Raw genomic sequence first — 23558 nt, 5'->3', positions numbered from 1 at the left:
TCTATTTGTATGTAAGTTTTTTTCACATGTGATTTATCATACGCAATTTTTTTTGAAAAATCAAACTAACTTATACCTCAAACCACAAAAAACGTGTTAAACCTCACATCAGATGTCAGGTTTAACACGTTTACGTAAATATTTTTTTAGATTAGATGAACAGATTAAGATTGGCACCATCCGTTGCACCAAGGTAACTGGCGACACCACCGTAATCAATGCCATCGAGGAGTTCTTCCTTCTTGATGCCCATGATATCCATCGACATCGTGCAGGCGATCATCCGGACACCGGCCGCTTGGGCTTTTGCCATCATCGTCTCGAGCGCATCGACTTGTTTGTCCTTCATGACTTTTTTCATCATCTTTTGACCGGCTCCTGCCATGTTCATGTTCGAGAGTGGTAATTCTCCGGCATGTTTTGGCATCATCATGCCCATCATCCGTTCAATGCCGGCTTTCTCGACTGCCGGTGCGTCTGGTTTTCGAATGATGTTCAAGCCCCAGAACGTAAAGAACATTGTCACTTGTTTCCCCATCGCTTGTGCACCTTGTGCGATGACGAAAGAGGCAAGTGCTTTATCAAGATCACCACTGAAGACGACCATCGTCGCATCGTCTGCCGGATTGACTTGAACTGGTGTTGCAGCAGGTGTCTCTCCTTGCCCTTTCTCAAGCAAGACCTCGACGACCCCTTGATTCATCTCCGCTGAATGAACTGTGTGACCTAGTTTTTTCGCCCATGCTTGAACATCCGGCAAGAATCCTGGGTCTGACGCCTTGACGAAAATCTGCTCGCCATCCGTCATCTGATCGATTTTTGTTTTCAGCTCTAAGATTGGACCTGGGCACTGTAAGCCGCATGTATCGAGCAGCGTCACTTGTTCTGGTGCAGTCTTCGTTGTTGGCTCACGTTTCGTTACCGTCACAGCAGTTTCCTCCTTCGCTTGGCTTCGCGCTTCCTGATCACGATGCACGACCGACCATGTTTTGTATCCGCCGCTTAAGTTTTTCACATCATAACCGTGTTGTTGCAACAGTTGACTCGCAACATATCCACGTAATCCGACTTGGCACGTCACATAGATCGTTTGATCCTTCGGCAGATCAGTCAACTTCTCACGTAACGTCGGTAACGAGATATTGACCGATCCCGGAATCGCGCTTAACTCGTTTTCCGATGGTTCACGGACATCGAGTAATAAGCCACCGTTGGCGACAATCGCATCAATTTCGTGCCAATGAACGTTCGCACTGTCACCAAGCACGATGTTCGACGCAATATATCCTGCCATATTGACCGGATCTTTTGCTGAACTATATGGCGGTGCATATGATAGTTCAAGATCTGGTAGATCAAGCACTGTCAATCCACCTTTAATCGCTGTCGCGAGAACATCGATTCGTTTCTCGACACCTGTCATGCCGATTGCCTGCGCTCCATAGATCGTTCCTTCGATCGGATCAAACAGTAGCTTCATCGAAATCGGACTCGCCCCTGGGTAGTATCCCGCATGCGATCCGGGGTGGAGGTGCACCGCTTCGTAACGAAGACCGAGCTGACGTAACCGTTTTTCATTGTTACCGGTCGAAGCGACCGTCAAGTCGAAGACTTTTGCTACCGCTGTTCCGAGCGTGCCGCTGTACCGGACGTCGCGTCCGGCGATGATGTCAGCAACGAGGCGTCCTTGACGGTTTGCCGGCCACGCGAGTGGAACATGTGTCGCTTCCTTCGTGATATAGTCTTTGACTTCGATCGCGTCACCAATCGCAAAGATCGATGGATCGGATGTCCGTAGTTGATCGTCGACTTGAATCGTCTGTTTAATGCCAAGTGTTAAACCAGCATCTGCTGCGAGCGTGCTCTCCGGTGCTACACCAATCGATAGGATATTCATCTCGGTTTCGATCACGCGTCCGCTTGTCAGGACGACGCGGCGACCTGCCTCTTCAAAACGTGCGACGCCATCTTCTAGAATCAACTCGACGCCTTTCGCACGAAGATGTTCATGAACGATTGCTGCCATTTCCGGGTCGACCGGAGCCATGACTTGATCCGCCATCTCGACGAGGGTGACGTGCGCCCCACGTTCGACGAGGTTTTCTGCCATTTCGAGACCGATGAATCCTCCACCGATGACGACTGCCCGCTCTGGACGCGTATTATCAACGTATTCCCGCATCCGGTCCGTATCCGGAATGTTCCGTAATGTAAAGATGTTCGTTGCGTCATCGAGTCCTGGAATGTTTGGACGAATCGGTTTTGCACCTGGAGAAAGAATCAGATGATCGTACGATTCATCGTATTCTTCACCCGTTTCAACATTGCGGATCGTGACCGTTTTCGCTTCACGGTTAATCCGAATCGCTTCCGACAAATTGCGGACATCTAAATTAAACCGTGCATGCATGCCTTCTGGCGTTTGGACGAGTAATTTATTGCGATCTTTGATGACATCTCCGATATAGTAAGGCAGTCCACAGTTCGCGAACGAAATCTCTTTTCCCCGTTCAAGCAAAAGGATTTCTGCCGTTTCGTCAATCCGACGCAGTCGCGCTGCTGCCGTGGCGCCGCCTGCGACGCCGCCTACGATGATCGTTTTCATCTGATGATTCCTCCTTGAATTTCTATCTGTCACCTAATATACCCTGTTAGGTATATCATTTCAAGTCAATTGCTCTCAGATTCACAAACAAGACATATCTCTGCTCTTTTGTATTTTCTTCCTATCTTAACGGACATTAGTTGCAATTCCTTCTGAAATGCTTGAAACTGAATTTATAGTATATAAAGGGGGATTTTGCAATGGACCAAGAACGTAACTCGAACGAATCAAACGAGAACAATAAAGTGACACCGATTCACCAAGATCGTCAATCCGAAACAAACGAACAAGGAATCGCGCCGCAACAGCAACAACACTTGGAAGCATTCCAAGCTTTCCTCGTTGAAAAAGGCATTCCAATGGAAGCACGTGAGAATGAGACACACGTCTTCTTCATGACACAAGAAAAAACACCGGCAGGAGCAGAACCGATGATGATGATCGTCTTCAGTAAGACGACGACAGATGTCGAATTGTTCGCTCGTACGGTGACACACGTACCAGACGGTGTAGAGGATCTCCCGATTCTGAACGCCATCAATGACTTCAACCAAGAATTCAAATACTTCCGCGTCGTTCTCGACAGCGACCGTGATGTCACGATCGCATCAACGATCGATCTTGATCACGGCTTCAATCCGGCTGCGATCTTCGGACATTCTGTCATGATGTTCCAAGCATCAGACGAAGTCTACACGTATCTGACAAAACTGTATGAACAGTTCTGATTTTTCATTTTAAACGGCTTTGGAGCCCTGCTCCGAAGCCGTTTTTTTATTTAAAGTTCAATTGACAATGAGAATTATTCTCGATATAGTTAGATTTGTGAAAACGACTACATGACGATCACGTATTACTTATTCTGGGGGAATTCTGATATGAAAAAACGTTTAAAAGTAGCCTCGATCTTCATGGTGGCAGGCATCTTGGCTGCCTGCGGTTCGAATGAAACGGATACGTCTGCACCGAAAAAAGAGAAAACGGAACAGTCGACCGAAACGAAGTCACCGGATGCAGGAATCGCTGCGACGACACTGACAGATGAATTGACGATCTTCAGCTCAATCAAAACAGAACTCGACAAAGCAAAAGAAGGACAAGCGATCGATTGGAAGATGGTCACGACAAGTTATGAATCGAAACTCAAAGGTGGTGTCGAGACGACAGCACCAGAAATCGAACAAGTCATCCAGTCTGCTTTAGCAGGTGTGGAAGCAAAGGATCTCGATGAGAATATCGCTCGTCAACTCGTTGATAAAGGTCTACAATCGTATTTCTATAAATTACAAAAAGCAACGCAAGCAAAAGCTGAAGAAGCACTCGTCGCTGGTAAACCGGAAGCTGCAACGGAAGCACTCAAGGACGTGGAAGCGATGGCGAAGACTGTCTTCATTCCGACAGCTGAAAAACGGGACGCGAGCTACGGCTTTAAAAACGAAGACGCCATCGCTCAAGCGATCACATCCGGTCTTGCAGCGCAGCAAGAAGCCATCGACGCAAAAGAGCTCGGGGACTTCAACGTCGCAAAACAAGTGACGGATAAATCGATTTATCGTTCCTTCTATTTAGCTGCCCTCGGCTACGCACAAAAAATCGAGGATGGCGTCAAAGCCGGTACGGACGAAAAAGAATTGCAGATGGAGCAAGCAGAAGGATATGGTTTCCTCCTTGCGATCGAAGAATCATTAGCAGGCGGAGATGAAGAGGCTGTCAAAATGCTGAAAGAGCGCTATGATTTTTCAAAAACAAAACCAGCTGACGTCTCTTACAAGGAAATCGAAGAATTGTTCGCAAACGCGCTGACGGAAAAAGTCGACGGTTATCATGAAGAGGCACAAGAAGCGATCGAGAAGAAAGACGTCGATACGGCACGTGCAGAAGCAATGGAAGCGAACATGTTCGTTGTTGCGATGAAACCGACGCTTGAGAATCGTCTCGGCAAGGACAAAGCAGCACAAGTCGCGAAAGACGCAAACGAATGGTTCGCACTCGTCGAAAAAGGTGACGTCAAGGCTGAAACGACAGGCGAACGGATCACAGATGCACTCGAACCACTTAACTAAGAAGGAAATGGAAACGGAGGGATAAGATGAATATCGGAATCACAGGAGGCGCCGGCTTCATTGGCGCCGCCCTCGCCCTCCGGCTTCAGCAGCATCATACCGTCCACGTCCTTGATGCTTTCACGGACTACTATGATGTCCAGTTAAAAGAAGAACGAGCAGCTGAATTAAGACGTGCCGGCGTTATCGTTACGACGGGTGACGTTCATCACGATCTCGACGCCTGGATGGAGACATCGTTCGATGCTGTCTTCCATCTCGCAGCTCTTCCAGGTGTTCCCCGTTCGCTCGAAGAACCGCACCACTATATTCGTGAGGACATCGACATGACGGTGACCTTGTTAGAAGCCGCAAAAAGACATCGCATGCCGCATGTCTTTTTCGCGTCTTCTTCTTCCGTTTACGGGGAACAGACTGGTCCACTGAAAGAGGAACAGGCAACGGGACACGTCGCCAGCCCTTACGCGGCAGCCAAGTATAGTGCCGAAAGCTTTTGTCATGCTTATGCTCATTTATATGATGTAAATGTGACGCTGTTTCGCTTCTTTACGGTCTATGGTCCATCGGGTCGTCCCGATATGGCGCTGTTTCGTTTCATCGAACAGGCATTACGCGGAGAGGCACTCACCGTCTTCGGTGATCCGATCCGTGACTTCACGTATATCGATGACATCACTCGCGGAATGGAACAGGCGTTGCTGGCTCGTGCCGTCGGGACGTATAACCTCGGCGCGAATCAGCCGGTCTCCGTCCGCACGCTAGCTGAACGGATCGGTCAACGGTTTAATGTGCCTGTGCATACTCAGGCTGCACGACACGGAGACGTGACGATGACATGGAGTGATACGACGGCAGCACAGGAAGCCTTCGGTTACCAACCGTCAATCGAGATTGATGTTGGACTGGAGCAGGTGATCGCGTGGCATCAAAATCGCTGATTCGAACGTTTCTGTATCTGACGCTTACCGGACTTGTCATCTTTTTACTGCTCCGTTTTTTCTTAGAGTTACCGGTCTCGTATCGGTACATTGAAGCTTTATTCAAGAGTCCCTGGACGATCCTTGCGACCTTGACGTATGCGATCGCCTTTTATTTACGCGCGGTCGCCTGGCGCCGCGCCGACTCAAAACGTGCACCGACTGCTGTATACCTGTCGAGCCTGTATCTCGGACTGACGATCAATCATCTCTCACCGGTCAAACTGGGAGAGATGATCCGACTCGTGACGGCGAGAGCCGTCGGAAGTCCATGGAAACAGACGAGCGCGATCTTCGTCTTACAACGAAGTATTGACTTGATCGTTCTGTGTACCTTCATTTTGATCGGTTGGTTGTTTCACCCGATCGTTTTGCTCGTCGCGCTCCTTGCGACCGGATTATTGCTCGTGTTACGTCGACATGTCCCGCATCTCCCATCACTCGCTCTGTTCGGAACGCTCGCTTGGACCGTCGAGGCACTTGCCGTCTTTCTCCTCTTGCATGGAGCCGGTGTCGATGTGTCCTTTCCGACGACCTTGATCGCGATGAGTGCCGGTGTCCTGTCTGGTGTGATTCAGTTCACGCCGGGTGGACTCGGTACGTACGAACTCGCAATGGGTACGGTGTTACGGCAAGCCGGTGTTGCTCATGCGTACGATGTTGCCTTGATGACGCACTTCTTTAAATATGCCTTTGCTTTTCTCATCCCGCTGTACGTTCTCATTCGGCATCCGGCTACACTTCGGTTGTTGGTTCGTCAGCTCAAATACACTGATTGGAAAGGAGGAAGACGATGAAAAGTGCTTCTCGCTTTGAAAAAGTCGCAGCACGCGCCTGGAACTTACTCAATGAAGGAAAACCCTTTACACCTATTTTTACGATCGGCGTCTTCTTGACGTACGTCTTATGGACGCAAATGCCTCTCGCAGAAGCTGGTCTTGGTTTCATCGTGACGCTTCCTTTATTCATTTTGCTTTGGCGTTATGATTTCCCGTTATTTTTACGAAATTACCTTTGGATTCCGGTCATCGTTTGGCTGTTCCTTCGGGGTACAAATGTAGATTATTTACCTTTGTTCGCCTATGGCACAGGTCTCTATTTCTTCTTTACGATTTTTTTCTGGGGGACGATCTATTATCATCTCCGGATCGGAACGCGCTGGACGAACTTCACGCGCTTTTGGAAACTCGTTCTGAAGAATAGTGATTCGACAAGTGGTAACGCGCAGGAGCAACTGCCTAAAGTTGCTCTGTTGCTCATGTACTGGTGGACGGCAAGTGACGCGTCGACACTCGACATGACGTTCATCTGGTTCCCAATTGGTCTATTCGTCTTTGCATGGATCCTGCATCACTACCTGTTCGACTGGAAACCGAAGTTGCCCGAGGCAATGACGGCAGATGCCGATCTTCCGACTTCAGAAAAAGTCTATGTCCTGATTGTCGACGGGATGCGTAAAGATCGCTACATGGCAGCAAACACACCGTTCCTCGAACGATTGCGTCAGGAAGGAACGGAATATACGAATATGGAGACGGTTTACCCTGCCCGGACCGTCGTCTGCTTCAGTTCGATGTTCACCGGTGCTCGCCCAAAAGATCATGGCATTCATTCGAACATGGTCTGGAATACGACCGGCGTTAAAACGGATACCGTCTTCGATCGCCTCCGTGCCGTTGACAAGTCAGGAAAAATCCTTGGTATCGCACACCTTGTCGATGCGTTCGGTTCAACCGACGTACGGACCGTCACGGCGGTCATGCATAACGATGTCGCGGATCGAAATATCGTAGAGCGTGCCAAACAAATCGTCCATGAAGAAGATCCGGATTTGCTCGCGATTCAGTTGATCGGAACGGATCAAACAGGACACAGTCGAGGTACCCTCTATTCCGAGTATGTCGAAAAAATCGAGGAAGCGGATGCGCTCCTTGCCGAGTTTTGTGAGGAACTCGATCGCCTTGGTAAACTCGAGGATGCGACATTCATCGTCATGGCAGATCACGGTCAAGCGGACGGAATCGGTGGACACGGTCACTTGGATGAAGGCGAACGGTTCGTTCCGTTCTGGATGTATGGTAAGAACGTTCATGCCGGTCTAAAAGTCGATACGCACCGTCATATCCTGTCACTCGGACCAACGATCACCAAAGTCCTAGGGGCAGACATCCCGCACGATAGCCGTGGTGTGCTATTGACAGAAGCGTTCAAGGAGGCGAAGTCTAAATGAAGATCATCGTCTTTTTACCGGCACACAACGAGGAAGCGTCGCTCCCGCTCGTATTAAAGCGAATCCCGGACATGATCGACGGTATTCCGGTCGAGACCCTCGTAATCGACGACGGCTCAGTGGATGCGACTAGTACGATCGCGCGTCAACACGGCGCACATGTCTGTCGGTTCGAACAAAATCAAGGACTCGGCGCTGCAGTCCGGGAAGGACTCCGCCAGTCCTACGAACTCGGCGCGGATGTTGCTGTCATGATTGATGCGGATAACGAATATCCTGCCGATCAAATTCCGGATATCGTCCGACCGATCTTACACGATCAGGCCGACTATGTATTCGGTTCTCGTTTCCTCGGTACCGTCGACGGGATGCGGCTCTATCGCTATATCGGAAATCACGTCTTCACGTGGTTGCAATGCCTTTTATTGAAACGTAAAATCCATGATGGTCAAAGCGGGATGCGTGCTTTTTCGCGCGCAGCGTGTCACCATGCTGAGATCATTCACGATTATAACTATGCCCAAGTATTGACCCTCAATCTCGTCCGAAAAGGCTTCCGTCTTCACGAAGTCCCGATTCGTTATCGGGTCCGGGAAGCAGGAAAGTCCTTTATCCGTCTGAATTATGTCCAACGTGTTCTCCCGGCGATTTACCGGGAGTGGCGACGACCGATCACACAGCTTAGCGTTGAAGAACGCATGGAACGAAAGGAGCACCTCGGATGAAACGCCTTCTTTTGCTACCGCTCCTCCTACTCTCACTGTTCGTGAGCACTTCCACGGTTTCCGCTTATAGTTACGGAGACCCCGGAAAGGAAGCTTTTGCGGAAGCCTATAAACAATTTGAAGAACAACTCGATGCCAAGGATTACGCGCTTGCGAAAGAGACGCTTGCCGCCTATGATAAAGAATTCAAACTGTACTTCCCGGAAGCGAAAGCGAAGATCGACACGGCGCTTGAACAAGAAGATGCAGAGGCTGCAAAACAAGCGTACCGCGTCGCTCTCCGTCAAAATATCGAACGTCGCCTGCACTTTGCTGAAGAGCAGTTCGAGGACTTCGGTCAAGCGAAACTCTTACTTGCGAAAGCCCGCGGGACATACGATGTGCTCGCACCTTACGTCAAGGAAAGCAAGGATGCACAAACATCCGATGACGTGTATACTGCATTTGATGAATCATTAAAGGCACTCGGAAACCCTGGTCTGTTTGGGGTCGGAAAAAAAGCGAGTGATGAAGCATCCTTCAAGAAAAACATTACGATGATCGAAGATACGTTGACGCCTCTCTTCGTCCTTCCGGGTGAAGAAAAAACAGGCGTTTTCACGGAAGAAGACTCCTTCCTCGGTCAAACGTTCGGAACAGACGCGATCTGGAAATTGATTGCGTTCGGACTCGTCATCGTCCTCATCGTCATCGTCGTCATTGGTCAATGGAAGAAGAAACGCCGCTCATAAGGAGGAAGACAGATGGATTTTCAAGCGTTTTTGATTACGCTTCGGGAGTGTCTCGAGGCTGTTCTCATCGTTGGGTTGATCTTAGGTTATCTCGATCGATTGAACGCTCCACAATATAAAAAGTGGGTCTACGCAGGTGTCGGGTTGGCACTTCTCGCTAGCCTTGGTGTCGCGTTCCTGTTCCAAGTCGTCTTTACGAGTTTTGCGAGCTTCGGAAGCGACACGTATCTCCGTCTCGGCATCATGATGGTCTCCGTCCTGCTCTTGACACACATGGTCCTCTGGATGGGCAAGGAAGCGAAAGAGAATCAACAAGCCTCCCAAGCGAAGGTCGCTGCTGCCGTTTCGACGGGTAGTGCCATCACGATGATCATCCACTCCTTCCTCGTCATCGTTCGAGAAGGAATTGAGACCGTCTTCTTCTTCGCTGCCATCTCAGGTGGAGAAATCGAAAAAGTCCTGACGAGTTATGGTGCGGTTTCCGGTCTGTTACTCGCCTTGATCTTCGGATACTTATTTGTTTCCGGCTCAATGAAGATTCCCGTCAAACGCTTCTTCCAAGTGACGGGTGTGCTCATTCTATTCATCGCAGCGGGCATGCTCGTCCAGACGATTGGCCGCTTCCAAGATCTTGGTTTGCTCGGTAGCCTTTTGATGAATGCTGACGGTACACCAGCTGCTCTATATAACATCGTCGGCTTCATGCCGGAGCACTACATCGATCAGGTGCAATACTTGCGGGATACCGGGAATTCGACGTTGATCAGCGGGCAAATCGGAACGTTCATGGGCGCGATGTTCGGATACAGCCATAACCCATCGCTTGAACAAGTCGTCGCTTGGTGGGGCTACTTCGCCTTTGCCGGTTGGATGTTACTCCGCCAAAACAAACCATCGAAATCATCGAAGTCCTTACAGGAGGTTTCTTGACCGTCCGAAGCGATCGTTCACGTCCGCGTGGACGATCGCTTTTTTGGATCACGTTGCTATTCATCGGTGGCTGGATTGGTTTACGGATCATTTACGTCAGTCCCTTCATCGCGAGCTACGATATTGCGAACTTCACGCTCGCTGTGACCGATTATGATCTGGCTGATTTACGTCCGCACTTTCCGGGTTATCCCTTTTTCATCTTATTTGCCACCCTGTTTCTGCCACTGATGATACCTGTCAAAGCGCTCGGACTCGTCTCCACACTCGGACTGGCAAGTGCCCTCTTGCCACTTTACTCGCTTTTCCGTCGTCATGCGTATGATACGACTCGGCTGATTGCTGCCTTTACCGTTCTCTCCACTGCATCACTCGTGACGTTCGCTGCAACCGGGATGTCGGATGGACTCGCCCTCGGACTACTCGTCTGGTACGGCTGGAGCATCGAACGCGCACGGCATCAGACTCGTCGCTGGCTCCCGTATCTTCTGTTTGGTTTACTGATGGCGACTCGCCTGTCCTATGCGCCGTTTGGTTTCATGTTGCTTGTCCTGTTGTGGCAGGTACGAAAGGATTACTGGCAACTCTTATCCGAGTGCGCCCTTCTTGTTCTGGCGCAACTGGCTTGGTTGCTACCGGTCGCTTTTTCTGTCGGTGGGCCCTATTCGTTTCTTCAATTATCACTCCGCTTCGTCAGTGGTCATTTTTCCGATTGGGGTGGTTCTGCTCAAACCGATGACGCTTCTATCGTTCAACGATTTGTTCAGACGCTTCAGCAACTCTTCTGGCATGGAATCGGTTATGGAACGTGGATTGGACTAGTGTCTGGACTGCTACTATTCTTACGCAGACGTTGGACGGTCGATGTCGTTTGGGGAGCGACGGCTGGACTCTATTTCGTTTGGGTCTGGCTCGGACAAAATATCGATAAACCCCGTCACATCTTACCGCTTGTCCTATTGCTACTCATCTGGTCAATCCGTCAGCTTCCGTTGCGGATGTATCTGCCGTTTTTAGTCGTTCAGTTGACGATCGGTAGCATTGCGTTGAACGAACAAGCAACGCGTCCTCCGGCGACGATTGAACTAGCGCGTTACGTAGCGACTCTTCCAATCGGCGCGACAGTCTTTACCGACGAGGAAGCTCGCCAATTCCAGTCCGAACGTCCGGATGCCGCGATCGTTCCGATCGGTTCGGTCAGTAAATGGAACGCAGAACCAAAATCCGTTCAGAGTTACGTAACTGGTCGATTGCTCGAGCGCCTCCACGCTCAAGGCGTGCGACCAAACGTCAAACAAATCATTCGCTTCACGAGTGATACCCGATACGAACCGGAAGATGCGCAAGCGATGCTGTATCAACTAACGCCTTGACGGCACGACTACACCCATACGAAAAACCATGTCGATTCCCGAATGACACCGTGGAAATCGACATGGTTTTTTTCATTGCTGCGTATCGTAACGACGTTCCATATAATCAAAGGTACCGCCGCTGATTTCAATCGTCCGAATTGGTTCGAAGCCGAGACGGCGATACAGGCGCTGTGCCCCGGCATTCGTTTGATCCGCATTTAAGGTGAACGCTTGTAGTCCTCGTTTCTCGCCCTCTTCCGCCGCTGCCTGCAACAGTTCCGTACCAATTCCTTTTCCGCCATGACGCGCATCAACCGATAAGGTATCCAGGTAATAGACCGGTCCTTCCGTCTCGATATCGATCTGGATATCTTGACCCGTCCAGCGCTTTAGTTGGTCTTTGATCGGTTCGTCGAGTCGTTCCGCATCCGTCCCGGCATACGCAATGACGATACCCGCTACTTCATCCTCGATGATTTTCACGAGGATGTTTTCATAACTCAATCGGTTTCCTGTTTCAGCGACGAAGTAAGCGAGTCGCTCTAGAACGTCCTCCCGTTTTGTCGTTCCCGTCAGTGTCTCAGCGATCTCATGAATCGCTTGCTCAATCAAGGGGGCAATCTGTTGCGCTTCAGAAGCATGTGCTTGTCGAATCATCTCATCGTTCTCCTTTCGTTTTTTCTAATCCATGAACCTGAAAAATCGGACTCGACGATGTCGAATCCGATACATGATTTTTTTAGAAATTCATCCATTTCACTGCGTGACTTTTTGTACGACAGGTGCCGGTACGATGACAGGCTCCCGTGTCATGACAGCAACGACACGTCCAGCGATCGCTACAGCCAGTAACGTATACAACGTTAAGCTAAGCGGCAGATAGACGAGTGAGATGACTAACACGATGGCATCGAGTCCGAACAAGATCGTCCCGATCGATAGACCTGTCAGTTTGCTGAGTCCCATCGATAGCAAATCGTCTCCACCTGTTGCCGCTCCACTTTTCAAAACAAGTCCGAGACCATATCCGGTCACGATTCCGCTAGCAATCGCTGCGATGAGCGTCGCTGGCCAAGCCTGTTCTGGAAAGTGGAACAAATCGAGTCGGTGCCACATCTCATAAAAGACTGATAATGCACCTGCTGAAAGTAACGCTTCGCTAACGAAACGTTTTCCTTTGAAGTACAAGGCACCAATGAAAAATGGAATATCGAGCACGATCATTGAAATCGAAGGATTGATATCAAAAAAGTATCGACCGAGCAACGATAATCCGATGAAGCCACCTTCTGCTAATCCGAACTGTTCATTCAATGTGTAGTAACCGAACGCCATGATCAGCGTACCGGTTAAGATGGTTGCGATTCGTTTCATGTTTTATTGTCCTCTCCCGTTTACATCGTGGGAGAGGTTTTATACGTCCCGTTTGGGTATTCATCTATTTTCGCTCTCCCTGATTTTTATAAGCCATTACCGTCTGTTCGTTATGACCGGTACTGCTAAAAATCAGGTAAGCTGAATAGATGATTGGTCCTCTCGGTATCCATCGGTTTCCACCCCTTCATTAAAAATCTACTTTTATTATAACCCGAATTTCAGTAACTAAAACAGTTTTACGCATTCTTCACATAATCCAAACACATTTGCTCACTCATTCACAATTTAGACAAGATTATGCTCAACATTGAACAAACTACTTGAAAGTGACCTTGTGAAGGATTACACTAAGTATATCAAATGAATGTGATATTTATCACAAACAAAACACAAAGGAGACTTTACCCATGAAAGTAGCAGTCATCGGATGTACACACGCAGGAACAGCAGCAGTCAAAGAACTCGCTTCACAACAAGACGTCGAGATCACCGTTTATGAGCGGAATGACAATGTATCGTTTCTCTCTTGTGGAATCGCGCTTCACGTCGGTGGTGTCGTCAAACATGCGGAATCACTTTTCTACTCATCACCAAGTGAACTCGCTGAACTCGGCGCTGAGATGCGTCTGAAACATGATGTACTTGAAATCGATAGTGAACGCCAAACGATCGTTGCGAAAAACCTCATGACTGGCGAAGTCGTTCACGATACGTACGATAAACTCATCATGACGACAGGGTCATGGCCAATCATTCCAATGCTTCCTGGCATTGAGTTGAATCAGATCGAGCTCTGTAAAAACTATCACCACGCTCAAACAATCATTGAAAAAGCGACAGATGCAGAGCGGATCACAGTCGTTGGTGCAGGGTATATCGGTGCTGAGCTCGTCGAAGCGTTTGAAGCATACGGAAAAGACGTCACGTTCATCGATAGTGCGGATCGCATTCTCAACAAATACCTCGACCGCTCGTTCACTGATGTCATCGAACGTGAATTGACAGACCGTGGTATTCGCCTCGAACTCGGACAAACTGTCCAAAGCTTTAAAGGGGAAAATGGCTCCGTGACACACGTCGTCACAGACAAAGGAACGTTCGAAACGGATCTTGTCATTCTCTGTGTCGGCTTCCGTCCAAGTACGGAACTCTTAAAAGGACAGGTCGATATGCTACCGAACGGTGCCATCATCGTTGACGATTATATGCGGACAAGCAACCCGAACATCTTTGCTGCTGGTGACAGCTGTGCCGTCTATTACAATCCAGCTCGGACACACGCCTATATTCCACTCGCAACGAATGCTGTCCGGATGGGAACATTGATCGGTAAAAACTTACGCGCACCAAAGATTCGTTACCAAGGAACACAAGGCACATCTGGTCTTCGCCTATATGATTTGAACATCGCGTCGACTGGTTTGACAGAAGAAGCGGCACCCTTGTTCGGACTTGAAGTGAGTAGCACGACGGTCACAGATGCGTATCGCCCAGAGTTCATGCCAACAGCAGAAGACGTCCAATTGAAGCTCGTCTTCGAGACAGCAACCCATCGTGTCGTCGGTGCACAAATCATCTCAAAAGTTGATTTGACACAAGCGATGAACACACTTTCTGTCGCGATTCAAAATGATATGACACTTGAAGAGCTCGCTTTCGTCGACTTCTTCTTCCAACCGCACTACAACAAACCGTGGAACTTGCTGAACCAAGCAGCTCTGCAAGCGATGAATGAGCGTCAATCCGCTCGTGTCTAAGCGCATTACACGATCAATCAAACAAGCAACGGATCACCGTTGCTTGTTTTTCCCTAGGAAGCGATTTCGAATGAAAACACCAGTTATATCGTCTTTTTCTCCGATTTAGTCTCAAATAGATGCTGCCAGTCTTGATACGGCATCGTACCATTCACTGTTTCCATGTCAAAGCGTAACGGTGCAATCAATTCGAGCGAATTGCCATCTGGATCCTCGAAGTAGATCGCCGCGTGCGCATGTGGATGGTTATCGAGAACAAGCGGTTGATCGGCTGCCGCTACACCAAAAGCGGACCGAACGATAATGCCCCTCTCCTTTAACCAGTCCTGTGCTTTATCGATATTTTCCTGCCCCATTCGAAACGCCACATGTCGAATCGATGGATGATACGGTAACTCGGCTTGACCGGCTTTCCATAAACCTAACCAACTCTTGCCGTGCTCGATCCAAAAGAAAGCGACGCGTTCATTTCGGAACGCACATGCTAGACCTAATTTTTCGTAAAAGACAATCGATCGTTCGAGTTCTTTGACCGGTAAATGAGCTTCATACAGTCCAGCAATCATCTTCTTCACACTCCTCTTTTTCTAGTGTAAACCATCAATTTCCAAATTTACTAACATCAGAAACGTTTAATCCGACCTGTTGAGGGAACATACACCCTATACCAAAACCAACTTTCAGGAGGAATGTTTACATGGCTGCATCGAAAAATCCGTTAACCCAATACTTCAATGACGATTTCCCAAAACAATATCAGGACGCACCAGCGGTTCAAGCAAAAATGGAACCTGTTCCCGATTGTGGCGAAGAGAGTTATAAAGGCTCCGGCAAATTGATCGGTAAAAAAGCACTGATTACGGGTGGCGACTCCGGCATCGGCCGAGCAGCAGCAATCGCCTACGCTCGTGAAGGGGCTGACATCGTCCTCAACTACTTACCGGAAGAACAACAGGATGCGGAAGAGGTCAAAGCACTCGTTGAAGCAGCGGGACAAAAAGCATATCTCTTACCTGGTGATTTGAGTGACGAGGCGTTCTATGGACAACTCGTCAAAGAAGCATACGAATCACTCGGCGGACTCGATATTTTGGCACTTGTCGCCGGTAAACAACAAGCTGTCGAAGATATTCTCGACCTGTCGACGGAGCAATTGCGCAAAACATACGAAATTAATGTCTTCTCCCTCTTCTGGGTCGTCAAAGCAGCCTTGCCACTCTTGAAAGAAGGGGCTTCGATCATCACGACGACATCGGTTCAAGGATACAACCCAAGCGCGAACCTCTTGGATTATGCTTCGACGAAGTTTGCCATCAACGGTTTCACGCGTGGACTCGCTAAACAAGTCGCACCAAAAGGAATCCGTGTCAACTCCGTCGCACCTGGTCCGATTTGGACACCGCTTCAAATCTCGGGTGGTCAACCGAGCGAGAATATTCCAGAGTTCGGGCAGGAAACACCATTGAAACGCAGTGGTCAACCGGTCGAACTGTCAGATGTGTATGTCTTTCTCGCTTCAGACGCTGCGAGCTATGTCACGGCGCAAATCTATGGTGTCACAGGCGGAATCGAATTGGCATAAAAATTGAATCTCGACAGGATAGCTTCGGCTATCCTGTTTTCGCCGTGTCTTAACGGGATATCAGTTGCATCACCAGGTACCATTTAGTCTAATGAGAGTAATAACGATAAAGGAGTGAATCAGATGACTGAAAAAGAAAAGATGATTCAAGGGGAACTCTACTTAGCACAAGATCCGGAACTCGTAGCTGATCGCATCCGAGCACAATCGCTCTGCCATGAATTTAATCAATTAAGCGTCCATGATGGGACTAAACGGAAGGCACTTCTTCAACAATTATTCCAGACGGATCAAGCCGACTTTTACATTGAACCGACCTTTAAATGTGATTATGGCTACAACATTACGTTAGGGACTCGCTTTTATGCCAATTACGACTGTGTCTTGCTCGATATTTGCCCGATTACGATCGGTGACAACTGCATGTTTGCTCCAGGAGTACATATCTATACCGCGACTCATCCTCTCGATCCTGTCGAGCGCAACAGCGGTTATGAATTCGGAAAACCGGTCGTCATCGGGAACAACGTCTGGATCGGTGGACGCGCGGTCATCAATCCCGGTGTGACGATTGGAGACAATGCTGTCATCGCCTCAGGAAGTGTCGTCGTCAAGGATGTACCGGCAAACAGCGTCGTCGGTGGAAATCCGGCCCGAGACATCAAAACGATTTAATTCTCATCAAATTCTAATCTGTTCCTCAGCTTCCTTTCACGTGGTCTGGTTATTCTATGTATAAGAACAACAGCCACTACTAAAGGAGGACATCATCATGACTGAAAAACGAACAGATAAAGGGAATAAGCGCTTCAAAAAAGGAATCGCTACACTTGCCGTAACGGGTACAGTCTTAACAGGAGCCGGCGCATTTCTCCTTTTCACAGGTCCAGGACACTCTCTCGTCAACTCGACGGTCACCACTTCACAGCAGGCAGAGCAAAAAGTCGAAGCTGCTTCGCGCCAAGTCGAACAAAAGCTTCCTGCTTCGATGCGTGACGATCAAGAAATCGAAGGCACATTACAAAAACTATCGGATCGTTCAATGACGATCGACGTCAACGGTGATACTCAGACGTATGACTTTGCTTCGTCAGTCGAACGCGAAGCTGTGCAAGAAGGCGATTGGGTCAAAATCGATCTGAATGCGAATCAGCAAATCACGGAACTTGAGCGAGAAGATCAAGACGATCGGAATGACCGAGAGGACGATGGCAATCGCTCAGATGATTCATCGGGTGATGCGAATGAACGATACGGCATCCTTCGTGCCCTATCACAAAGTGAATTGACACTCGAACAAGATGGACAAGAGACGGTTTACGCGATTGCGGATCGTGCGGAACGTGATGCTGCGAAATCTGGGGATATCGTAAAAATCGAATTGAATGCAGACGGTCAAGTCCGTGAAATCGACCGTGAAGATGACAACGAGGATCGTAATGCTACACGCGACGAAGACCGTGACGATGCACGGGAACAAGAAGTCCGCGGCACGCTCGCTAAAATAACGAATCAAGAGATCGTCATCGAACAGAATGGTGCGCAAAAGTCATACTCTCATGCATCAAACATGGAGCAAGATGATGACGTCCGCGTCGGTGGTTCCGTCAAACTTGAGTTGAACGCGTCAGACGAAGTGACAGAAATCGATGAATAATCATTAAAGGAGGATGTTTATGCCAACCACCATCTTAATCGTTGAGGACGATGCGAAAATCGCACGCCTCCTTGAACTCGAACTCCAATATGCCGGGTACGCGACACGTGTCGCCCCCAACGGAAAAGATGGTCTCGCTGCCGCTGAGCATTCGGTTGATCTCGTCTTACTCGACGTGATGATGCCGGAGCTGAGCGGCTTCGAGGTGTTGCGCAGGCTCCGTGGAAAAGATATTCATGTCCCCGTCATTATGCTAACGGCACGTGGAGAAGTTTACGATAAAGTCGCAGGACTCGATCTTGGTGCGAATGATTATGTGACGAAACCGTTCGAAATGGAGGAACTCCTTGCCCGGATCCGGGCGTTACTCCGTACTCCGACTTCAACGAATAACGCATCGCGCACGTTACAGTTCGCCGATCTTGTACTCGACCTTGATCGACATGAAGCATTTCGCGATGAATTGCGACTTGATTTGACACCACGCGAGTTCGAACTCCTGACGTATTTACTCGAAAACAAGGAGCATGTCCTGACACGCGAACAAATCCTAAATCGCGTCTGGGGGTACGATTACTTCGGCGAGACGAATATCGTCGACGTCTACATCCGTTATCTTCGGAAAAAAGTCGATGTTCACCCTCCTGCTTTGATCCAGACCGTTCGTGGGGTGGGTTATGTGCTGAGGGAGGCGAATCCATGAAGCTTCGAACGAAACTCGCCTTGTCCGTCACCGCCTTTACGACACTCTTATTATTGCTTTCGTTCATCGTCGTGACCTTCGTCGTCCGCAATCATTTGATTGAATCCCGTTATACGCAGCTTGAACAGGCAGAGGAATTGATGGAAGATGACTCGTCGGTTCGAGCATTGCTGACGCTTCATGAAGACGCCGTCGTCTTATCGAATAAAGATGGACGATGGGTCATTTCAAACGACGAAGAGGATGACGACTCTTCTACCGTTAACGGAGACATACAAGCGAGTGATCTACCCGGCATTCCGAGGTCGAATGATCCATTTAAGTCTGGCGATTGGTTCGGGATTGTTTATCAGGACCAAGCCTATCTGTTCGAAGATGAAAGCGTCGATGATACGGTCTCGACACTCGTCTTGACCTTCACCATCGTGTTGGTCGTTGGCATCGTCATTGCGTTCATCAGTAGCTTCTGGATTGCGTATCAGACGCTCCGACCGCTCAGGCAACTGAATGATACAATGCAACGGATCTCGTCTTCCGGAACGCTTGAGACCGTGCAGACCGAACGTGATGATGAGATTGGTCGCCTCGGTCGCGTCTTTAATCAGATGATTGGTCGTGTCGATCAATCAATGGAACAACAACGGCAATTCGTCGCCGATGTCTCGCATGAGATGAAGACACCATTGACGGTCATCGAAGGCTATACGCAATTGTTGAAACGATGGGGCAAAACGAAACCGGACGTCCTCGATGAATCAATTGAACACATCTTGCAGGAGACGCACGCGATGCGGACGACCTTGATCGAACCCATGCTCGAACTGTCCCGTCTCGGGTATGAGGAAACATCAGTTGAAGAGATCGACTTAGCGGAGCTTGGGAGCGAACTCGCCGATCGGATGTATCACGCGACAGGGACAATCATCCCTGTTGATGCCTCTGGAACGATCCGGGCGAATCGAGAAGCGGTGCTACGCATCTTAACGATTTATATCGATAACGCCCTGAAGTACGCTACTTCTCCTGAATTACATCTGCGCAAGGAGCGACTCGCTGTTCTTGACCAAGGCACATCTCTAACGGATGAAGAACGTTCCCGGTTATTTGATCGGTTTTACCGACTCGATGCAGCACGCGATCGTTCAGGAAGTGGACTCGGTTTGTCGATTGCCGCTGCACTTGCGACGACACATCATTTTCAGGTCGGTAGTGAAGCGCGTCAGCCAGACGGAAGCTGTTTCTATCTGATTCCCGAGCAGTCGGGATGAAACTTTTCCTGCATCAGTGTCGTACACTTAAAGAAGAACGTCACATGATGAAAGAAGGAAACTCACGATGGCTAAAAAACGTTGGGGTGGACTTGCTGTTGCCGGCGCCTTTCTCTTATCGAAGGGAAAAGTCATCCTTGCCTTATTGAAATTTTCGAAGTTCGGAGGCACCCTGATTTCGTTCGGAATCTCCCTTCTCTTTTACGCTCAAATATTCGGGGTCTGGTTCGGGGTTGGATTGCTCTATCTCCTATTCATTCATGAGATGGGACATCTACTTGCTGCGAAGCGACTTGGCTTTAAGACTGGTCCTGCGATTTTCGTTCCTTTCATGGGAGCCGTCATCGGGATCAAGGATACGTTTCGAACACCAAAACAAGAAGCGATTCTTGCGTACGGTGGACCACTCGCGGGTCTCCTGTCCCTGATTCCGCTTGCGATTGGATACGCTGTGACGGGAAATGACTTTTGGCTCGTCATCTTCCATCTCGGAGCTCTATTAAATCTCTTCAACCTACTTCCCGTCAGTCCGCTTGACGGTGGACGGATTCTTGCGGGACTTCCAATCATCGTCTGGGTTGCGGGACTTGCCGCCTTGATTGCTTACGGTATCACGAACTTCAGCTTGATTTTGCTTTTGATCGCTTTCTTCGGCGGTAGTGCTGTCTGGAAACGGTATAAGTTCGCAAAACAATATGAAGAGAACCGGTCGACCTTGATGTTATACCGTGCTGCACGCGAACGCGTCTTACGCGCAAAGGCGGAGCAGGAACGCGTAAACGCTGAAGTCGCTCTTGCTCCAGAAATAGAAGAAGAACAAACAGTCGAAAGTACGTACGATCCGATTGCTTGGTCACTACGACTTGATTTACAAGATTTGCGACAAGCGAGTCCACAAGAGGCACGTCAGGAAGCGGACGATCTGTTACGGTATCAATATGATGCTGCGAACGATTACAATGCGTTGTTGCGTCGAATCGATCAGCGGATCGAACCTCTCCGACTCGCTGAAGAGTCCGTTCAGTATCATCAGATGCCGAAAAAACAACAAACGATCACGCTCCTTGCTTACTTGGCGCTCGGTGCTATTTTATTCATTGCTTTTGAATACTCGAAAGGATACTTGCCTACCCCCTCTTAAATCGAGTTCTATCGGATGCGCTTCATGGCGCATCCTTTTTTCATGGAACAAACACATTGACTAGAGTGATTTCTTGCATCTCGTCAAAGAAGCGACTACTCTGAGTAAAACCCTACTTACCACTTGTCTAAAAAAGGAGGCTCTCCTTCCATGAATAAAAACACTGCCCGTCTGGGTGAAGCACCTGTCAATCAGCTCTTACTTAGTCTCTCCCTACCAGCGATGGTCGGGATGCTCGTCACGGCACTCTACAATATCGTCGATACGATATTCGTCGCCCAAGGCATCGGTACGGCTGCTGTCGCCGCCGTCGGAATCGCTTTTCCCGTCCAGCTCGTATTGATGGCAATCGCCAACTCGATCGGCATCGGAGGTGCTGCAATTGCATCACAACGGCTCGGCCAAAAACAAACGGATGGTGCTAGTCGTGCTTATGCGAATGTCTTGATGGCGGTCTTTCTCATCAGTATGCTCGCCATCATCAGTGCTTTCATCTTCGTCGAACCGTTACTTCGTCTCTTTGGAGCGACAGATGAAATCATGCCGTATAGCATCGCTTTCTTACGTGTCCTCTTGATTGGATCTCCTTTCTTCATGTTAACGATGGCGTCGAGTGCTATGTTACGCGCAGAAGGACGCGCGAACTATCAGATGCGCGTCATGCTGACGACGGTTGCGATCAACATCGTCCTGACCCCGCTGTTCATCTTTGGTCTTGATTGGGGCATCCAAGGTGCTGCACTCGGGACAGTCGTTGCGCAAGTCGTCGGTGCTGCACTTGTTTTCCGATTCTTCTTTACGAAACGTCGGCAAACGGGGTTAACACTCGATCGACATGCTTTCAAACCCGATTTCCGTTTAACATTTCGGATGATGCAAATCGGATCATCGTCTTTCATCATGCAGGTCTCTCAATCGATTTTGTTCATCACCGTCAACCATATGCTCGTCCGGTACGGAGGTACGACAGAACTAGCGACGTTTGCGGTCATCAATAAATTCATGGCGCTCGTCGGTATGCCGATCATGGGAATCGTGCAAGGGATGCAACCGATTGTCGGGTATAATTTCGGTTCTCGGCAATTTAGCCGGATGTCGCTTGCTATCAAGCTCGCAATCCGTTACGGCTTATCGTTATCAATCAGCTTGTGGTTACTGATTCAACTGTTCCCCCGTTTTTGGGTCGGCTTGTTCACGGAAGAAGCAGCACTGCTGCAGGAAGGCTCGAGTGCGATGCGCATCTTATTCGCTTTATCGTTCGTCTACGGGATTCAAATGATTGTCAACGGGATGTATCAATCGCTCGCCAAAGCAAAAGTCGCTTTATTCTTGTCCTTGTCACGCCAAACGTTATACACGATTCCACTCGTCCTGATCTTACCCCTGTTCTTCGGTGTCAACGGTGTCTGGTTCGCTTTCCCGATTGCTGATGCGATGGCTGTTTTGACGGCCCTTGTCTTCGCCTATAAAGATCGCGTTCTGTTATTTAAACCGGAGGAATACGTCGCAGAGGAACAAAAAGTCGCCACCGCGAAGTGACTGGAATAGATATTAGATCATCTGCCTTGCAGATGGTCTTTTTTGATGGACTTCTATAATACGAACATGTATTCTGTTACTAGTGAATGACAGAAAGGAGCCTGCTGCATGTATACATTAGCGATTGACTTTGAAACGGCAAATCGGAATAGCCGAAGCATTTGTGCGTTTGGTTGGTCCGTCCTCTCCAACGGTCGCGTCACGGAGAGTAAACAGGTCTTAATCAATCCCGAAGAGAACTTCGACGCCGGAAACATCCGGGTTCATGGAATTCGTCCGAGTGATGTCTTCGATGCACCGACGTTACCTGAAGCGATGGAAGCACATGGCTTATACGATTTAATCGCAGGTGCTCAACTGGTCGTTGCCCACAATGCATCATTTGATATGGGGGCGCTCCAAAAAGCGATTCAAAAATACGATATGTACCAGATGCCCGCTTTCACGTACGGTTGCACGGTCAAATTATCCCGCAAACTGTATCCGTGGTTGCCGAACCATCGATTGAATACGATGGCAGAATTCCTCAACGTCTCTTTCCAGCACCATGATGCGAAAGAGGATGCCTACGTCTGTGCCTTGCTCTTAAACGATATGTTGGAACGAACGAATCTACAGGATCCGGTCACCTTGCATACGTTCTGTGGCGTTCGGATGGGACAGGTTGCCTATTAATAAACAAAAAAAGCACTCTAGACACAAAATCTAGAGTGCTTTCAGGTTTGTAGACAACAGGGATGACTCCAAAAAATGACGCGTCTTTTCACGCCCTTTCCTCAGGCGAGACACAAGCCAGTTTTCCCGCTTCGAGCAGGAAAACGGGTCTCGTTTGTCTCTGACAGCGCATAATGCGCTTTTTCCTGTAGGAGTGGCGTGAAACGCGTTATTTTTTTCTAGAAGAAGGATTCGAGAAGCGTT

General features: G+C 49.0%; 22 protein-coding genes. 18 read left to right on the top strand and 4 right to left on the bottom strand.

What is annotated here, in order from left to right:
* Positions 1-151: 151 nt before the first annotated feature.
* Positions 152-2605 carry a CoA-disulfide reductase gene (locus tag ACHWTJ_RS13795; RefSeq protein WP_294750323.1) on the bottom strand — a complete coding sequence of 818 codons (2454 nt, stop codon included), beginning with the start codon at positions 2603-2605 and terminating at the stop codon, positions 152-154.
* A gap of 200 nt (positions 2606-2805) precedes the next feature.
* Between ACHWTJ_RS13795 and ACHWTJ_RS13790 the strand changes: the two genes are divergently transcribed.
* From ACHWTJ_RS13790 to ACHWTJ_RS13750, 9 genes are all read left to right on the top strand, one after another.
* Complete coding sequence (locus ACHWTJ_RS13790; protein WP_294739899.1) at positions 2806-3333, top strand: YbjN domain-containing protein; 528 nt, start codon at positions 2806-2808, stop codon at positions 3331-3333.
* A 150-nt stretch (positions 3334-3483) separates the two neighbouring features.
* Complete coding sequence (locus ACHWTJ_RS13785) at positions 3484-4668, top strand: hypothetical protein (protein WP_294739902.1); 1185 nt, start codon at positions 3484-3486, stop codon at positions 4666-4668.
* 26 nt (positions 4669-4694) lie between these two features.
* Positions 4695-5606, top strand: coding sequence for an NAD-dependent epimerase/dehydratase family protein (locus ACHWTJ_RS13780; RefSeq protein WP_294739903.1), 912 nt, complete (start codon positions 4695-4697; stop codon positions 5604-5606).
* Positions 5588-6442, top strand: coding sequence for a lysylphosphatidylglycerol synthase domain-containing protein (locus tag ACHWTJ_RS13775; RefSeq protein ID WP_294739907.1), 855 nt, complete (start codon positions 5588-5590; stop codon positions 6440-6442). The genes ACHWTJ_RS13780 and ACHWTJ_RS13775 overlap by 19 nt, the downstream gene beginning before the upstream one ends.
* Entirely contained in the window at positions 6439-7875 is a 1437-nt protein-coding gene (locus ACHWTJ_RS13770) for an alkaline phosphatase family protein (protein ID WP_294739910.1), read from the top strand. The genes ACHWTJ_RS13775 and ACHWTJ_RS13770 overlap by 4 nt, the downstream gene beginning before the upstream one ends.
* Positions 7872-8600, top strand: coding sequence for a glycosyltransferase family 2 protein (locus ACHWTJ_RS13765; RefSeq protein WP_394679878.1), 729 nt, complete (start codon positions 7872-7874; stop codon positions 8598-8600). Before ACHWTJ_RS13770 ends, ACHWTJ_RS13765 begins: the two co-directional genes overlap by 4 nt.
* On the top strand, positions 8597-9331 hold the full coding sequence (locus ACHWTJ_RS13760) for a hypothetical protein (protein ID WP_394679877.1): 735 nt from the start codon (positions 8597-8599) through the stop codon (positions 9329-9331). Before ACHWTJ_RS13765 ends, ACHWTJ_RS13760 begins: the two co-directional genes overlap by 4 nt.
* Positions 9332-9343: 12 nt before the next feature.
* The gene (locus ACHWTJ_RS13755; protein WP_294739918.1) at positions 9344-10261 is read left to right on the top strand and encodes an FTR1 family protein; all 918 of its coding nucleotides are present in this window, start codon (positions 9344-9346) and stop codon (positions 10259-10261) included.
* On the top strand, positions 10258-11634 hold the full coding sequence (locus tag ACHWTJ_RS13750; protein WP_294748152.1) for a hypothetical protein: 1377 nt from the start codon (positions 10258-10260) through the stop codon (positions 11632-11634). Before ACHWTJ_RS13755 ends, ACHWTJ_RS13750 begins: the two co-directional genes overlap by 4 nt.
* A gap of 72 nt (positions 11635-11706) precedes the next feature.
* Here the strand turns inward: ACHWTJ_RS13750 and ACHWTJ_RS13745 are convergent, their stop codons facing one another.
* Together ACHWTJ_RS13745 and ACHWTJ_RS13740 are read right to left on the bottom strand one after the other, a co-directional pair.
* Positions 11707-12273 (bottom strand): GNAT family N-acetyltransferase, encoded by a 567-nt coding sequence (locus tag ACHWTJ_RS13745; protein ID WP_294739925.1) that lies wholly within the window; start codon positions 12271-12273, stop codon positions 11707-11709.
* A 99-nt stretch (positions 12274-12372) separates the two neighbouring features.
* A complete protein-coding gene (locus ACHWTJ_RS13740) occupies positions 12373-12990 on the bottom strand; it encodes a YitT family protein (protein WP_064300662.1) in 618 nt (205 codons plus the stop codon).
* A gap of 410 nt (positions 12991-13400) precedes the next feature.
* Between ACHWTJ_RS13740 and ACHWTJ_RS13735 the strand changes: the two genes are divergently transcribed.
* On the top strand, positions 13401-14750 hold the full coding sequence (locus tag ACHWTJ_RS13735) for an FAD-dependent oxidoreductase (protein ID WP_294739931.1): 1350 nt from the start codon (positions 13401-13403) through the stop codon (positions 14748-14750).
* Between the two features lie 83 nt (positions 14751-14833).
* On the opposite strand, the gene ACHWTJ_RS13730 is transcribed toward ACHWTJ_RS13735, so the two are convergent.
* A complete protein-coding gene (locus tag ACHWTJ_RS13730; protein WP_294739933.1) occupies positions 14834-15316 on the bottom strand; it encodes a VOC family protein in 483 nt (160 codons plus the stop codon).
* A 131-nt stretch (positions 15317-15447) separates the two neighbouring features.
* On the opposite strand from ACHWTJ_RS13730, the gene ACHWTJ_RS13725 reads away from it, so the two are divergent.
* From ACHWTJ_RS13725 to ACHWTJ_RS13690, 8 genes are all read left to right on the top strand, one after another.
* Complete coding sequence (locus ACHWTJ_RS13725) at positions 15448-16332, top strand: SDR family oxidoreductase (protein WP_394679876.1); 885 nt, start codon at positions 15448-15450, stop codon at positions 16330-16332.
* 123 nt (positions 16333-16455) lie between these two features.
* Entirely contained in the window at positions 16456-17007 is a 552-nt protein-coding gene (locus tag ACHWTJ_RS13720) for a maltose acetyltransferase domain-containing protein (protein ID WP_394679875.1), read from the top strand.
* A gap of 97 nt (positions 17008-17104) precedes the next feature.
* On the top strand, positions 17105-17989 hold the full coding sequence (locus tag ACHWTJ_RS13715; protein ID WP_394679874.1) for a hypothetical protein: 885 nt from the start codon (positions 17105-17107) through the stop codon (positions 17987-17989).
* Between the two features lie 19 nt (positions 17990-18008).
* Positions 18009-18692 carry a response regulator transcription factor gene (locus ACHWTJ_RS13710; protein WP_294739942.1) on the top strand — a complete coding sequence of 228 codons (684 nt, stop codon included), beginning with the start codon at positions 18009-18011 and terminating at the stop codon, positions 18690-18692.
* A complete protein-coding gene (locus ACHWTJ_RS13705) occupies positions 18689-19960 on the top strand; it encodes a HAMP domain-containing sensor histidine kinase (protein WP_294739944.1) in 1272 nt (423 codons plus the stop codon). The genes ACHWTJ_RS13710 and ACHWTJ_RS13705 overlap by 4 nt, the downstream gene beginning before the upstream one ends.
* Positions 19961-20027: 67 nt before the next feature.
* Complete coding sequence (locus tag ACHWTJ_RS13700; protein WP_294748143.1) at positions 20028-21101, top strand: site-2 protease family protein; 1074 nt, start codon at positions 20028-20030, stop codon at positions 21099-21101.
* A 150-nt stretch (positions 21102-21251) separates the two neighbouring features.
* Positions 21252-22640 carry an MATE family efflux transporter gene (locus ACHWTJ_RS13695; RefSeq protein WP_294748141.1) on the top strand — a complete coding sequence of 463 codons (1389 nt, stop codon included), beginning with the start codon at positions 21252-21254 and terminating at the stop codon, positions 22638-22640.
* Positions 22641-22748: 108 nt separating this feature from the next.
* Positions 22749-23315, top strand: a complete 567-nt coding sequence (locus ACHWTJ_RS13690) for a 3'-5' exonuclease (protein ID WP_053452136.1) — start codon at positions 22749-22751, stop codon at positions 23313-23315.
* Positions 23316-23558: the final 243 nt, after the last annotated feature.

This window comes from uncultured Exiguobacterium sp. (genome assembly GCF_964277885.1).
Classification (GTDB): Bacteria; Bacillota; Bacilli; order Exiguobacteriales; family Exiguobacteriaceae; genus Exiguobacterium_A.
Note: the sequence above shows the minus strand (reverse complement) of the source record. Positions and strands in the feature narration are given on the sequence as shown.